Origin of the sequence: Stenotrophomonas sp. Iso1 (assembly GCF_027497995.1) — a bacterium.
GTDB lineage: Bacteria > Pseudomonadota > Gammaproteobacteria > Xanthomonadales > Xanthomonadaceae > Stenotrophomonas.
In genome coordinates this window covers 1,143,608-1,157,487 of record NZ_JAODBT010000001.1, presented here as the reverse complement: position 1 = coordinate 1,157,487, position 13,880 = coordinate 1,143,608, and the positions used below count along the sequence as shown (strand labels likewise).

12 protein-coding genes and 1 tRNA gene are annotated in these 13,880 nt (G+C 63.0%); 7 read left to right on the top strand and 6 right to left on the bottom strand.

What is annotated here, in order from left to right:
- Positions 1–132: 132 nt before the first annotated feature.
- Together PAN08_RS04930 and PAN08_RS04925 are read left to right on the top strand one after the other, a co-directional pair.
- Entirely contained in the window at positions 133–1,524 is a 1,392-nt protein-coding gene (locus PAN08_RS04930; RefSeq protein ID WP_269790376.1) for an ATP-binding cassette domain-containing protein, read from the top strand.
- 76 nt (positions 1,525–1,600) lie between these two features.
- On the top strand, positions 1,601–2,008 hold the full coding sequence (locus tag PAN08_RS04925; protein ID WP_269790375.1) for a hypothetical protein: 408 nt from the start codon (positions 1,601–1,603) through the stop codon (positions 2,006–2,008).
- Positions 2,009–2,107: 99 nt separating this feature from the next.
- On the opposite strand, the gene PAN08_RS04920 is transcribed toward PAN08_RS04925, so the two are convergent.
- Both PAN08_RS04920 and PAN08_RS04915 read right to left on the bottom strand, forming a co-directional pair.
- Positions 2,108–4,066: an alpha/beta fold hydrolase gene (locus tag PAN08_RS04920; protein ID WP_269790374.1), complete on the bottom strand. Its 1,959-nt coding sequence runs from the start codon at positions 4,064–4,066 to the stop codon at positions 2,108–2,110.
- Positions 4,063–5,037, bottom strand: coding sequence for a DUF4105 domain-containing protein (locus PAN08_RS04915; protein WP_269791170.1), 975 nt, complete (start codon positions 5,035–5,037; stop codon positions 4,063–4,065). Before PAN08_RS04915 ends, PAN08_RS04920 begins: the two co-directional genes overlap by 4 nt.
- 354 nt (positions 5,038–5,391) lie before the next feature.
- Here PAN08_RS04915 and PAN08_RS04910 point away from each other — a divergent pair, with 354 nt between their 5' ends.
- The 5 genes from PAN08_RS04910 to PAN08_RS04890 all read left to right on the top strand — a co-directional run bounded on the left by PAN08_RS04910 (position 5,392) and on the right by PAN08_RS04890 (position 11,169).
- The gene (locus tag PAN08_RS04910) at positions 5,392–6,075 is read left to right on the top strand and encodes a response regulator transcription factor (protein WP_269790373.1); all 684 of its coding nucleotides are present in this window, start codon (positions 5,392–5,394) and stop codon (positions 6,073–6,075) included.
- Positions 6,053–7,438 carry an ATP-binding protein gene (locus PAN08_RS04905; protein WP_269790372.1) on the top strand — a complete coding sequence of 462 codons (1,386 nt, stop codon included), beginning with the start codon at positions 6,053–6,055 and terminating at the stop codon, positions 7,436–7,438. The genes PAN08_RS04910 and PAN08_RS04905 overlap by 23 nt, the downstream gene beginning before the upstream one ends.
- 238 nt (positions 7,439–7,676) lie before the next feature.
- Positions 7,677–9,776 (top strand): TonB-dependent siderophore receptor, encoded by a 2,100-nt coding sequence (locus PAN08_RS04900; protein WP_269790371.1) that lies wholly within the window; start codon positions 7,677–7,679, stop codon positions 9,774–9,776.
- Between the two features lie 77 nt (positions 9,777–9,853).
- Positions 9,854–10,990 carry a PepSY-associated TM helix domain-containing protein gene (locus PAN08_RS04895; protein ID WP_269790370.1) on the top strand — a complete coding sequence of 379 codons (1,137 nt, stop codon included), beginning with the start codon at positions 9,854–9,856 and terminating at the stop codon, positions 10,988–10,990.
- On the top strand, positions 10,987–11,169 hold the full coding sequence (locus PAN08_RS04890) for a hypothetical protein (protein WP_269790369.1): 183 nt from the start codon (positions 10,987–10,989) through the stop codon (positions 11,167–11,169). Before PAN08_RS04895 ends, PAN08_RS04890 begins: the two co-directional genes overlap by 4 nt.
- A 107-nt stretch (positions 11,170–11,276) precedes the next feature.
- Here PAN08_RS04890 and PAN08_RS04885 read toward each other — a convergent pair.
- From PAN08_RS04885 to mltG, 4 genes are all read right to left on the bottom strand, one after another.
- Positions 11,277–11,351: transfer RNA gene (locus PAN08_RS04885), tRNA-Val, on the bottom strand.
- Between the two features lie 63 nt (positions 11,352–11,414).
- Entirely contained in the window at positions 11,415–11,768 is a 354-nt protein-coding gene (locus PAN08_RS04880) for a PilZ domain-containing protein (protein WP_269790368.1), read from the bottom strand.
- Positions 11,765–12,724: a DNA polymerase III subunit delta' gene (locus PAN08_RS04875; protein WP_269790367.1), complete on the bottom strand. Its 960-nt coding sequence runs from the start codon at positions 12,722–12,724 to the stop codon at positions 11,765–11,767. The genes PAN08_RS04880 and PAN08_RS04875 overlap by 4 nt, the downstream gene beginning before the upstream one ends.
- A gap of 34 nt (positions 12,725–12,758) precedes the next feature.
- Positions 12,759–13,817 carry an endolytic transglycosylase MltG gene (gene mltG, locus PAN08_RS04870; protein ID WP_269790366.1) on the bottom strand — a complete coding sequence of 353 codons (1,059 nt, stop codon included), beginning with the start codon at positions 13,815–13,817 and terminating at the stop codon, positions 12,759–12,761.
- Positions 13,818–13,880 lie beyond the last annotated feature (63 nt).

Genomic DNA, 13,880 nt, shown 5'->3' with positions numbered 1-13,880 from the left:
ACAGTGCGCTGGCAGTCACTGAAAGGACAACCAATGTCCGGTCGGACACCGATACCGGATAAAATTGTCAGCCCAACTTGCGTCGAAAGATTTCAGGCCCCTGCATTCACCCCGCAGCCGCCGAACCAGATCATGCCGTTCTCTTCAGCACTCCCGCATTCCCATGATTTCCCACTACTGAAGATCGAAAACTGGGGCATGCGCCGCGGCCGTCACACGATCCTGGCCTCGATTGACCTGACCCTTGATGGCCCCGGCATCACCGTATTGATGGGCCCGGGCGGCACCGGTAAATCCTCACTGCTGCATGCGCTGTCGGGACAACACAATGCGCATGGCGAGCGGTGGGGCCAGATGTTTTTTCAGGGCCAGCCATTGCAGGTGGCTACACAGCCGCCGGTATTGGTGCATCAACGGCCGCGCGAACTCGGCTTCAGCGTGCAGGAAAACCTGAGTGCAGCATTGCGCCAGCGCCAGAGCAGCACCCCGCAGGAACTCCGTGAGGAGATCAGCGTGCGCCTGGGCGAACTGGGCGCTGATGCGTTGCTGGCACAGCTGCAGCAGCGGGTGATCGATCTTCCACGCGGCCTGGCACGGCAATTGGCCATCGTGCGCGCAGCGTTCAGTGCTAGTCCCTTGCTGCTGATCGACGAACCCACCAGCGAGCTGAGCCCAGACGACGCAGAGGCCGTACTGGCATTGATCGAACGGCTGGCGACCACGCGCGCCTGCCTGGTCACCCTGCATCACCAAGGCCAAGCGCGCCGCATCGCATCGCGGGCGATCCTGCTTGCCGGTGGCTACGTGCAGGTGGACGCACCAGCCGATGCGTTCTTCGCCAACCGTATGCAGCACCCTGTGTTGGCGCAGTTCCTGCGCACCGGCAGCTGCCATGTGCCCGCACCCGATGCGCGCACCGAAGAACTCGCTGACAACATCGTCCCGCCCGCACCGGTCGCAAGCATTCCGACGATACGTTCTGTAACGGTGGTGGCCCCTGCACCTGCACGGGCGCTGTCGTCACACATTGCACTGCCCGCGACCCCATCGCGGCGTGGCCCCAACGGCTTTCATTGGCTGCAGCCCGGCAGATTGGCCGGCTGCCCGATGCCCGGTGTCGTGTATGCCGCCGACCATGACCTGGCGCTGCTGCGCGGCATGGGCGTCACCGTGCTGGTCAACCTCACCGAAACCGCCATGTCCGCCGAACTACTGGGGCGTCATGGCCTGCGCAGCTATCACCTGGGCATTCCAGACCGCGGTGCACCGCCACTGCTGTGGGCCAAGCTGCTGCTGGCCAAGATCGAAGTGATGCTGCGCGACGGCGACGTCGTCGCTGTGCATTGCCTGGCCGGTCTCGGCCGCACCGGCATGGTGCTGGCCGCGTGGCTGATCCGCGAAGGCCTGAGCGCCGACGAAGCACTGCGCCGGTTGCGCACCATCGAGCCCGGATTCGTCCAATCACAGGAGCAGGAAACCCTGCTGCATGCGTTGGAAGAAAACCTGCTGATCCGCGCCTGCTGATCCGCTGACTCCTCCCGTTTCATCACACCGTGCCCGCCACGCGGGCGCGCCTTTGCGCCTCCCCCAAGGATCCCCCATGTCTCTAGACAGTACTTTGCAGCAATCAGTCGCTTCCGTTCCCGAATGTGTGGCCGCCGGCTACGTCGACATCAGCTCCGGCATGTTGTTGTCGGTCCGTACCGTGGACTCGCATCCGCGCGAAGTCCTGGATCTGGTCGCCGCTGCCACCGCCGACCTGTACCAAGGGCCCAACATCCGCAGCATCGAGCAGATGTTCCGTCGCGCGCGTGGCCTGCAGGAGCAGGAAGGCGCGCACTATTTCCAGGAAATCATCGTCAACAGTGAGAACCTGATCCACATCTTCATGCGCGGCAAGTTGTACCCGGACTATGTGATGGTGTTCGTCTGCCGTCGCACCGCCAACCTCGGCATGGCGCTCACGCGTTCGCGCATGGCGATGCCCGCCATCGAAGCAGCCCTCTGAAACGACGAAGGCCACCGCAAGGTGGCCTTCCCGTATACGCCGGCAGTTGCCGTCGCGGTGGAATACCGCCTTCCCGCATTGCAGGAAGGCGGCGACGGATCAATCCACGCCATCCACTTCACGCAGATCTTCGCGGAGAATCCGGCGCACTTCGAGCACGGCCTCCGGCGTTTCCTGCACGCTGTGTCCCGAGATGACCACCTTCTCCGACAACGCGCCATCCAGGTGCGAACTCCAATAAGGCACCAGCCCATCGTCGGAGTCAGCCGTCGGCACATCGGCCTTTCGGTTGGCGATGATTGAGTGGTATTTCAGTCCTGGTGCCAGCGGCAACGTCGCGGATTTTTCAATGAAGGGATCGCTGGCTTTCAGGTTGTCGATGCTGGTGGTGATGCGCGGCTCCTTGGGCTTGTCGCCGGCTTCATCAGGATTCTGCAAGGCCAGGAACACATCCCCAAACTTGCCGAGAATGGTCAGTGGCAAGCGCACCAGTTTGCCGATCATGCGGCCCAGGCGATTGCCCGCCGCATCGGTGCCTTTGTGTGGCGAAGCAATGAAGATGGCGCGCTCCACATTGGGTTGCGGCGTGAAATGCAGCAGGGGCCCCAATCGCGTTTCCACCCGCTTCAAGCGTTCGCCCTGCAGTTTGAAGCGCGTCAACGCATCGTCCCACAACACTTCACCGGAACTGCTGAGCATCAGCCGGGCGATCACGCCCCCCATGCTGTGGCCAATGAACACCATGTCATGCGTGGCCCGCGCAGTACCACTCGGATCAAAGTGCTTCAACGTGCTGTTGAAGGCGTTGCTTACCGTGTAACGGTTCAGCGCGATCGGTGCATTGGTTGGGTAGTACACGGACCACACCTGGTAATGCTTGCGCATTTCCGGGTCGCCCATGATCTCGTTGGCCAGGTTCACCCATGCCTCCGGGCTGCTGGCCAAACCATGCAGCATGAAGATGATGCGGCGGTTCGGGTCGTATGGCTGCATGAGGTAAATGTGCGGCTCGCGGATGCCTTCGCCACGGCCAAACAAGGTGCGCAACGACTCACTGGCAAAGCCCGACTGCGCCAACCACACGCCATATGCTGCAGTGAAGTTGGCCGCCAGTGGCACCTCCTGCCCACGCAACACGACCGCGCTGGTGTTGTCCGGCGAATAAGACTCCAGGCGTATTTCGCGTGTTGCCAGCACTTCTTCCAGCGTGTCTCCACTGAAATGCAGCAGCACCGTCGCGTTGATCGCCGGCATCTCACTGAACGCTGGTAATTCCGGCGCAGTACCGGTGGCAGCCCCTTCCAACGGGGCCGTCAGTGCTGCCTTTTCCAACACCACGACCAGTTCGGCACCAAAGCCATCTCGCCGGTAGGAACTGCGCAGCCCGGCAAAACTTACCGACGAGGCCGACACCAATTGCTGGGGAATGCTGGCCAGCGGCAACTGCTCGAAGTTGGTGCTGATCGTCCAACGGTCTACCTGTATCGGCCGGGTGAAATCCTGGCCTTCAATCGCCAGTGCACGGGTGCGTTGAAACACCACCGATGCGGTCTGCTCGGCGGCATAGTTGTAGTAGTCACGCACCTGCGTCAGCCGGTCTTCCAACGCCCGCTGTGCGGGCGTGCGACCACTGAAGAACAGGTAGGCATACGAATAGCGTGCGGTTTCCAACCACGCATCCAGTGCGGGTGCAGGCAATTCGGTCGCCTGTCCCAGCTTCGCCTTCGGCGTGAGCGCCAAGGCTTCTTCCATCCACAACTCGGCCAGAGTGGAGAGCCGCTGCTCGCTCTGCAGACCCTCTACCGTCGCCACGGTAGTGCGACAGGCGGGCAAATCTTTACTGCAGGCCGATGCAGTCAAACCAATCACCGACAAAGACTCCTGCGACAGCGCACTCAACTTGCCGCTGTTGAGGATGTCACCACGCTTGAGCATCACATGGTCGGTGGTGGTGACCTGCTTCATCTTCACCATCGCGCAGCCGCTGGACAGCAGCAACAGCACCATTGCAAGCACTGGCAACGTGCGGCGCGAAAGATTTTTCAAGGACAACGTCATTGCTGATTTCCTTGCTCGGTACCGGGTACGCCACGGCGGATCAGTCGGGAGAATGCGGGATCTTCACCGGCAGCGCGCGCGCGTTCGGTAATGCGGCCTTGCTTCTTGAGCGTGGCAAAATCCACGCCCGGAGCCAGTACGCCCAGGTCGTGCGCGTACTCCGCGAAATAGCCGGACACCAGCAATCGATAATCCAGCGGCAGGCCCGGTGCAATCTGCTTGGCCAGGTCGTAAACAATGGTGGTGCAGTTGCTGGTCAGCGTGTTGTAGAACGCAGGCTGCGCATCCAGCTTGCGCGCTTCGCCCAGGTAGGAAAGGAACAATCCCTTGAGCTGCTCACGGGTCATGTCGAGCCGGTACAGATAAACGTCCTCGCCGCGCACATTGCTGCGCACGCGCACGATGTCGGTTTCCTCCGATGCCACCAGGGTCACTTCAAACTTGCGGAAGAAGCCCCCCAGCGCCGAGAACGATTCGCCGCGTTCTTTACGGATTTCCAGCGAGAACACCAGCTGGCGGCCGTCCTCGAATCCGAACGAGATCAGCGTGTGCGCGATCATCGGGCCCATCCAGTAGGACAGGATCAGGTCAGCCGAACGTAATTGGTCCAGGTCGTACTCGCGCCGCTCCCAGCGCGCGTCATAGTCTTTGTCGGTGCGCCAATTGAAGTTGCGGACGTTGTCCAGCACCACATGCGAGCCATCGACCTCGACCACCTTCAGCCGTTGCGCCACATCGTCGGCCCAGGCCCGGTCCTGGCGGGGGCTCAACAGCAGCCACCAGACTCCCGTGGCAACCAACGCGACCACGTACAGCACACCCGGCCAACGCCCCGCACGTGCACGCCCCACCGCCACTGCCGTGGTCAGCGCAAACCCGGCCCACACCGTGATCGCGACCCAGCTCAGCCATGCCGGCCCGGGTAACTGGTAGGCCAACATGCCGGTGACCCACAGCGCTGCGGCGAGCATCAACAGCGCCAGCCCCCATCGTCCTGCCTTCTTCACACGTCGTTCCGTCGTTGGTTCGGGGCGCTAGTTAGCCATAACAGCGGCGCGGCGAACATGGCTGCGTGTTCAGCCTGGGCCTGGCGCGTCATTGCCACCGGCCATGGGCGGCAACCCCACGCCTCGCCCCACAAGAATTCGAAGCACGGGGATGAAGCGCGGGGACAGTATGTGGAACCGACCGCTGGCGGTGGCAGCAGCGCCCCGACAATGCCGAACAGGGCAGTTCGCCCCCGCTACTTCCGCATGAAACAGCCTTCACCCTCAGAAATCCCCCCCGTGCAACGATGGTTACAGTTCTCCTGATGGTTTGTCGCCATGCCCCGCGTCTTGACCATCGAGGACGACCTCGTCACCGCCCAGGAAATCGCCACCGAGCTGAACAGCCGTGGGTTCCATGTGGATCTGGCCGACGATGGCAACCAGGGACTCGCGTTGGCTTTGGAGGGCGGTTACGACGTGATCACGCTGGACCGGATGCTGCCTGGCATGGATGGGCTGTCACTGATGACCGCCCTCCGCCGCCAGGGCATCACCACGCCGGTGCTGATGATCAGCGCCCTGTCCGATGTCGACGAGCGGGTACGCGGCCTGCGTGCCGGCGGCAATGATTACCTGACCAAGCCATTTTCCTCGGACGAAATGGCTGCACGGGTTGAAGTCCTACACCGTCGTCACGGCCGGGCCGGCATCGTCGACAACGTCCTGCACGGCGGCGATCTGGAACTCGACCTGATGGCGCGCTCGGCACGCCGGGCCGGGCTTGATATCCCGCTGCTACCCACCGAATTCAAACTGCTGGAATTTTTGATGCGCAATGCGGGACAGGTGGTCACTCGGAGCATGTTGTTCCAGGAGGTCTGGGGATATCACTTCGACCCAGGGACAAACCTCATCGATGTCCACATCGGACGGCTGAGGAAACGGATCGAACAACCCGGCCGCAAGCAGCCGATCAAAACCGTACGTGGAACCGGGTATGTCCTTGATGCGCTCAACTGACGAATGGCGTTCCTCCAGCAGCCGCCTGCTGGGTATGTACTGCATCCTTTTTGTCACCTGCTCGACTGCGTTGCTGGGGGTCGCGTACTGGCGCGTCGCGCAATACATCGACTATATGGCCCAGGCAGGGCTGGCCGATTACGCCCAACTGGTCGAACGATTCGAAGGAGCGGCGTTGGACAAAGCTCTGAGAGACAGCATCCGGTACGACAAGTATGAATCGTACGTCTATGGCCTTTTCTCACCCACCGGGCAACCTATTCGTGGGCCACTGACGGCCATTCCCCACAACCTGCCCATTGATGGCATCCCGCGCACGATATCGGGCTTGGCATTGGTGGAAGGCAAACTCCAGCACTCCTTTGGCGCTGTGGGAGTAAAAACCCACAAAGATCGGATATTGGTCATCGCACGTCAGCGCGGGCAGCTGGTCACGGTCAAATGCATCATCCTTGATGCCATTTATTGGGGTATCTGGCTGACCATCGTTCCGGGCCTGGCCGGCTGGTTCTTTCTCCGTCGGCGGCACATGAAACGTATTCATGAGATCGAGGCCGCCACCCACCGGATCGTCGCCGGCGACCTCGGGCAACGGCTTCCGGTCTCTGCTCGCACCGATGAGATTGACCAGCTGTCCAGCATCGTCAACGGCATGCTGGAACGCATCGAACAGCTGATGGGCGAGGTAAAAGGCGTATGCGACAGCATCGCCCACGATCTGCGCACGCCGCTGACGCGACTGCGCACGCATTTGTACCGAGCCCGCACCAGCCTGCACGAAGGCGACATTCACGGAATCCAGATCGACAAGGCACTGGCCCAGACGGACACGTTGATGACGCGCTTTACTGCGCTGTTGCGGGTGGCTGAGCTGGGAAACCAGCAACGTCGCTCGGCCTTTGTCGAGATCAATGTCACCGAGCTGCTGCATGAGCTTCATGCGTTCTACCTGCCTCTGGCCGAAGAAAACCAACAGCGACTGGAACTGCATATCGCACCGCAAGTTGCCATGCTGCGTGGTGACCGCGAGCTGATGTTCGAGGCATTGGCCAACCTGCTGTCCAACGCATTGCGCTTCACCCCTGAGCAAGGGCGGATTCTGCTGCGGGCGGTGGATGACAACGGCAGCTTGCGGATTGATGTCATCGATGACGGGCCGGGCATCGCGCCACAGGACCGCTCGTTGGTCTATCAGCGTTTCTTCCGCGGCAACAACCATCGCGGGCGTGATGAGGGCTTTGGGCTGGGCTTGCCAATCGTCGCAGCGATCGCAGGCCTGCACGGGTTCCGGATACGGACCGGAAATGCCCCCAGCGGCGGTGCCTGGTTGAGCATCTGCTGCGTGACCGAAGGCCTGCTTTAAGAAGCCAGGTTCAGGGCTGAGCGGCGTCTTTTCGCCGCCCGCGCACGCCATTCATCCGGACATCGGTGCAAACCACCGCGCGATTGAGCGGTGTCCCTGCGGCATGGGGCACGGGCTACCTACCGTTTCGTCCACAAAAGCACGACAACGCCACGCCCTCATTCATAGTTGAGAATCATTTGTATTCGTATTCCTGCATCCGGATAATCCATCGCCATTGTCAAAGCTGGACCACCCGATGCCCGTTTCAATGCCGCCCCGTCGCCCGCTGCTGCTCGCTCTTGCCATTGCGACCTCGCTGGCCGCCCCGCTCGCCCAGGCACAAGACGCCTCTGAAGCCCGCACGCTGGACGCCGTCAGTGTCGTCGCCGAGCGCGCCAGCACCGCGACCAAGACCGACACCCCGCTGACCCAGACCCCGCAGGCGATCAGCGTGGTCACCAACAGCCTGTTCACCGACCGCGGCGCGCACAACCTGCAGGAAACCCTGCGCTACAGCGCCGGTGTCACCGCCGATGCCTGGGGCCTGGACACGCGCAGCGATGCCAGCACCGTGCGCGGCCTGGACCCGGTGCAGTATCTGGACGGCATGCGCCGCAGCTACGGTTTCAGCCCGATGGCACGCACCGAGGTCTATGGCCTTGAGCGCGTGGAAGTGCTGCGCGGCCCGTCCTCGGTGCTGTACGGCGCCGGCGCCACCGGCGGCATCATCAATGCGATGACCAAGCGCCCCACGTTCGGTGACATCGGTGGTGAGGTTGGCGTGCAGCTTGGCAACTTCGACCGCAAGCAGTTCCAGGGGGATATTGGCGGCGCCCTCAACGACGCCGGCACTATTGCCGGGCGCGTGGTCGGCGTGGTCCGCAACGCCGGCATGCAGACCGATTCCGTCGACGATGACCGCGTCTATATCGCGCCGTCGATCAGCTGGCGCGGCGAGCGCAGCAACCTCACCGTGCTGGCCAGCTACCAGCGCGACCAGACCGCCTCCAGCCAGCAGTTCCTGCCGGTTGCCGCCACGTTGAACGCGCAGGCCGGGCGTCCGCGCCTGGACCCTTCAACCTTCCTCGGCGACCCGGATTTCGACAAGCTCGATTCGCGCGTCTACAGCGTTTCGGCACTGTTCGATCACGCCTTCAACGACAGCATTTCCCTGCGTGCATCGGTTCGCTATCTGGATGGTAAAACCACCTTCCAGGAACTGTTCCCGGACAGCTACAGCAATCCAACCCATCCCTTCATCGATGCCGATGGCCGCGTCCTCAACCGCAATGCCTACGGCATCAAGCCCGACGTGCGCGTGCTGACCAGCGACACCGCACTGCAGTTCGACTTCGCCACCGGCGCGTTCCAGCACCTGCTGCTGGCCGGCGTGGACTACAACGACTACCGCGAAGAATCGGCCAGCGTGGATGCCACCGCCACGCCGATCGACATCTACGCGCCGGACTCCGGCCGCGTTACCGTCAATGGCTGGAACCGCCTGCCCACGCAGCGCAACACGCAGATCGGCGTGTACGTGCAGGACCAAATCCGCTGGGCCGACCGCGTGTCGCTGGTACTCGGCGCACGCCGCGACCACGCACGCAGCAAGACCGAAGGCCTGCCCAGCCAGACCGACAACGCCACCACCTATCGCGCCGGTTTGATCGGTGACATCGGCGCAGGCCTCTCGCCGTACATCAGCTACAGCGAATCGTTCCTGCCGGTCACCGGCCAGGACCTGTACGGTCGCGCGTTCAAGCCGATGCAGGGCCGTCAGGCCGAAGGCGGCGTGAAGTGGCAACCGGCGCGCAACATGCTTGTCACCGCGTCGGTCTATCGCATCACCGAAACCAACCGCCAGACCAACGATCCGGACAACGTGCTCAACGTGGTGCAGACCGGTGAAATCCAGTCCAAGGGCGTGGAGCTGGAAGGCCAGTTTTCCTTCGCCAACGACCTGACCGTGACCGCCGCGTACGCCCGCAACAAGGCTGAAGTGACCAAGAGCAACTTCGCCATGGAAGTGAACCAGCGCCTCAACGACACGCCGCAAGAGCTGTCCTCGCTGTGGGTCGCCAAGGGCTTCCAGCTCGACGACGATGCGCGCCTGCGCCTGGGCGTGGGTGGCCGCTATGTCGGCAACACCCAATCGCTGGGTTACGGCGGTTTCATCCGCACACCGAGCTACACGCTGGTCGATGCGTTGATGGAAGTGCAGGTCACCGATTGGACGATGGCGTTGAACATCACCAACCTGTCCAACAAGCAGTACTTCGCACCGTGCCGCAACTTCGGCGACTGCTTCAGCGGCAACCCGCGCACCGTCACCGGCACGATCAGCTACCGGTTCTGATGTTTCATCCGGCTCGGTCGGCATCACGCTGACCGGGCCGGTCATCGCATCGTCTCAAGCCATCGCCAGAGAACCTCATGCAACGCTCGACCCTCAAAGCCTGGTTCCTCGTGCACAAGTGGGCCAGCCTGGTCTGCACCTTGTTCCTGTTGCTGCTATGTCTGACCGGGCTGCCGCTGGTGTTCGGCGAAGAAATCGCCCACCTCAGCGAGCCGGAAGTCGCCGCCGTTGCGCCCGATGCCACGCCGCGCGATCTGGACGCGCAGGTACGCAGCGCACTGGCCGAATATCCCGGCGACGTGCCGCTGTTCGTTGGCTGGGATCCGGATGCACCCACGGTGTACGTCAACACCGGCGCGCGACCGGATACGCCACCGCCACAGATGCACACCGCACTGCTGCATGCGATCAGCGGTGACGTGCTGCCGGCCGCGCAGTTCAACGAAGGCGTGATGTATTTCCTCTACCGCCTGCACACCGACCTGTTCCTGGACCTGCCCGGCATGCTGTTCATGGGCGTGATGGGTCTGCTGTTTGCCGTGGCGATCATCTCTGGGCTGGTGTTGTACGGGCCCTTCATGCGTCGCCAGAAATTCGGCACGCTGCGCACCGGTCGCAGTCGCCGCTTGGCGTGGCTGGACCTGCACAACGTGCTCGGCATCGTCACCCTCGGCTGGGCCTTGGTGGTCGGCATCACCGGCGCCATCAACACCATCGCCAAGCCGCTCGAACAGGCCTGGCAGACCGAGCAGCTCGGCGAGTTCGCCGCACGCTACGCCGGCCAACCCCGCCCAACGCAACTCGCCTCACTGCAGGCCGCCGTGGACACCGCACGCGCCGCGGCACCGGACATGCGCCCGGCCTTCGTCAGCTTCCCCGGCACCGGCTACAGCGGCGACCATCACTACGGCGTGTTCATGCAGGGCAACACCCCGCTCACCGAACGCCTGTACCGCCCGGTGTTGATCGACGCACAGACCGGCGCCCTCACCGCGCAACCGCAGCTGCCCGTGTACATGAGCGTGCTGCTGCTCAGCCAACCGCTGCACTTCGGCGACTACGGACACCTGCCGCTGAAAATTCTGTGGGCACTGCTTGATCTACTCACCATCACTGTGCTGATCAGCGGCCTGTATCTGTGGGTAAAACGCGGTAGCACCGAAGCACGCATCACCGAACTGGAGCGCGCCGCGCAGACAGGAGCCAGCGCATGAATAAACCCGCTCCCGCGCCACGCAACCCCTTCATCGCCCCGGCATGGATCGCCGCCGCCAGCCTGCTAGGCCTGGTCAGCGCATTGATCGGTGACGGCGTTTTCGATGTGATCTCGTGGCTGGTGTTCAGCGCACTCGTGGCGCTGGTGATTCGTGCTTGGGTTAAGCGGACGCGGTGAGCGTGCGTTCGATTCCTACATCGGCACTAGCGCTCGCCAGGACAACCTGCAACGCACATACGAAAAAACCGGCTTTCGCCGGTTTTTCTGCAACACTTTGATTTATATGGTGGGCGGTGCAGGGTTCGAACCTGCGACCCTTGCCGTGTGAAGGCAATGCTCTACCGCTGAGCTAACCGCCCGTGTTGCGAGCCGCTCATTATAGGGGCCTTGGCGAGCACGTCAACGGGTTCTGCGCAAAATCTTCACATCGTCTGGGTGGGCTTGTCCGAGCCGGCAGTGCCGGCCAACAAGGTCTCGATTTTGTTGCGGACAGCCTCGCCATCGACACCGTCGGCAAGCTGCACGCCGATGCCGGCCTGGCGGTTGCCCTGTGCGCCCAGCGGCGTCACCCAGACCACTTTGCCGGCCACCGGCAGGCGCTCGCTGGAGTCGGGCAAGGTCAGCAGCAGGAACACCTCGTCGCCGAGAAAATAACGCTTGGGCGTGGGCACGAAAACGCCACCGTTCTTCACGAACGGCATGTAGGCGCTGAACAGCGCTGCCTTGTCCTTGACCGCCAATGACAGGATGCCTTGGCGGGCGTTCATCGCACTCATCGAATTGTCCCCTTGGATTGCACTGGATTGGCCGCGTTCCAGGCCAGTAGCAGCTCCACCACGGCAAGGTCGGCACGCACGGTGGTGCGCAGTAGATCGCGGGTGCGATTGGCGGCGTCAAACCAGGCGGCCAGCTTGTTCAATCGCGCCGGATCGGTCAAGCCGTCGGCGGCTTTCTTCAATGCCAGGTCGGCGGCATGGCGTAGGCGCAGGTCGGCGTGTTCGTCGCCGGTCCAGCGCTGCGCCAGTTCGACGCTGCCCAGCTTGCCGGCCACCAGTTGCTCCAGCTCGCTGGCCACCTGACGCCGCAGCGCCATGCCGTCGCCTTGCAGCCACTTGTCGGCCAGCGCCGGGTGCCCGCGTGCGGCGTCAAGCGCCTCGCGTGCCACGCCTTCGGTGTAGCCACGCGTCTGCAGCCAGGCCATTGCTTCATCGCGTGGCGGCAGGCGGAATTCCAGACGCTGGCAACGGCTACGGATGGTCTGCGGCAACCGCGCCGGATCGGCGCTGAGCAGCCACAGGTAGCGGCCGGGTGACGGCTCTTCCAGCGTCTTGAGCAAGGCGTTGCAGGCGGAGCGATTGATGGCATCGGCCGGATCAACAATCACCACCTGGGCCACGCCGTACTGCGGGGTGAGCGCCAGCTTCTGCGAAATCTCGCGCACCTGCTCGATGACGATCTCGGTGCGCAGCTTGTCGCCGGTTTTGTTGGGGATGAACGAAGTCAGCTGCAGGTCGGGATGGGTGCCGGCGGCGATCAACTGTGCGTTGCGTTGCCGCCCCGCCGCTTCCACACCATGATTGAGCACATGCGCGGCCAGTTTCAGTGCCACCGCACGCTTGCCCATGCCGGCCGGCCCGCAGATCAACAGGCCGTGCCCCAACCTGCCTGCATCAAGTGCGGCCACGGTCTGGTCATAGGCCCGTTGCTGCCAGGGAGCGAAAGCTTCACTCATGCCGACATCCTGCGCGTTTCAAGCATCCCATAGATCATTTCGGTGCCGCCTCGCTTCTCTTCTCACGCAGCCGCTGCAGGTAACGTGCAACGGCTGCGTTGTGCTCGCTGTAGGAAGCCGAAAAAACATGCGCGCCGCTACCATCCCCGACGGCGACGAAATACAGCGTATCGCCCTTTGCCGGATGTGCCGCCGCCTGCAGCGCATCGCGCCCGGGCATGGCGATCGGTGTCGGCGTCAGACCGGCGCGCGTGTACGTGTTGTACGGCGTGTCGGTGGTGAGGTGGCTCTTGCGGATGTTGCCGTCGTAGGCGCTGCCGATGCCGTAGATCACGGTGGGATCGGTCTGCAGCCGCATGCCCATCTTCAGCCGACGCATGAACACCCCGGCAATCTGCGGACGCTCGCTGGCCAGGCCGGTTTCCTTCTCGATGATCGAGGCAAGAATCAGCAGTTCATACGGCGAGGTCAGCGGCAGATCATCCGCGCGTGATGCCCAAGCAGCGGCCAGTTCTTTTTCCATTGCGGCGTGGGCGCGCTTGAGCACGTCAAGGTCATTGTCGCCACGTTGGTAGATGTAGGTTTCCGGCAGGAACCGCCCTTCCGGGTGCTGCTCAGCAAAGCCCAGCGCCGCCATCAGCTCGGTGTCGCTCATGTCGTTGGTGGTGTGCTGCAGCGGCTGCGCACGATTGAGCGCGGCGCGCAGTTGGCGGGTATTCCAGCCTTCGACGATGGTCACGCGGTACTGCAGCACCTTGCCCTGGCGCATGTTGCGCAGCAGCTCACGCGGTGTCGGTGCCGGTTCCAGCGCGTACTCGCCGACTTTCAGCTTGCCGGCCGCGTCCAGTTGTCTTGCCAGCATCTGCCATTGCAGGTCCTGGCCTTCATCGATGCCGACCGCACGCAGCTTGCCCAGCACGGTGGTGAAAGAATCGCCCGAAACCACGGTGACACTGGACTGGGTAGGCGTGACCGGCGTGACGGCAAAGCTACTCTGCCGCTGCCACAGCAACGCCGCACCTGCACCCGCCAGCGCTACCAGCAATACCAGGATCGCCAGCACCACCAGACATCCACGCTTGGCACCCGCCATGGTCACCCCGTTCAGATCAAACCGGTGCGCAGGATACCGCGCCGGCCGCAGTGCAGGCCAAGC

Excerpts from the sequence above, each read along its gene's own strand:
- PAN08_RS04930 (WP_269790376.1), top strand. The coding sequence starts at position 133 with ATGCCGTTCTCTTCAGCACTCCCGCATTCCCATGATTTCCCACTACTG.
- PAN08_RS04925 (WP_269790375.1), top strand. The coding sequence starts at position 1,601 with ATGTCTCTAGACAGTACTTTGCAGCAATCAGTCGCTTCCGTTCCCGAA.
- PAN08_RS04920 (WP_269790374.1), bottom strand. The coding sequence starts at position 4,066 with ATGACGTTGTCCTTGAAAAATCTTTCGCGCCGCACGTTGCCAGTGCTT.
- PAN08_RS04915 (WP_269791170.1), bottom strand. The coding sequence starts at position 5,037 with ATGCTCGCCGCAGCGCTGTGGGTCACCGGCATGTTGGCCTACCAGTTA.
- PAN08_RS04910 (WP_269790373.1), top strand. The coding sequence starts at position 5,392 with ATGCCCCGCGTCTTGACCATCGAGGACGACCTCGTCACCGCCCAGGAA.
- PAN08_RS04905 (WP_269790372.1), top strand. The coding sequence starts at position 6,053 with ATGTCCTTGATGCGCTCAACTGACGAATGGCGTTCCTCCAGCAGCCGC.
- PAN08_RS04900 (WP_269790371.1), top strand. The coding sequence starts at position 7,677 with ATGCCCGTTTCAATGCCGCCCCGTCGCCCGCTGCTGCTCGCTCTTGCC.
- PAN08_RS04895 (WP_269790370.1), top strand. The coding sequence starts at position 9,854 with ATGCAACGCTCGACCCTCAAAGCCTGGTTCCTCGTGCACAAGTGGGCC.
- PAN08_RS04890 (WP_269790369.1), top strand. The coding sequence starts at position 10,987 with ATGAATAAACCCGCTCCCGCGCCACGCAACCCCTTCATCGCCCCGGCA.
- PAN08_RS04880 (WP_269790368.1), bottom strand. The coding sequence starts at position 11,768 with ATGAGTGCGATGAACGCCCGCCAAGGCATCCTGTCATTGGCGGTCAAG.
- PAN08_RS04875 (WP_269790367.1), bottom strand. The coding sequence starts at position 12,724 with ATGAGTGAAGCTTTCGCTCCCTGGCAGCAACGGGCCTATGACCAGACC.
- mltG (WP_269790366.1), bottom strand. The coding sequence starts at position 13,817 with ATGGCGGGTGCCAAGCGTGGATGTCTGGTGGTGCTGGCGATCCTGGTA.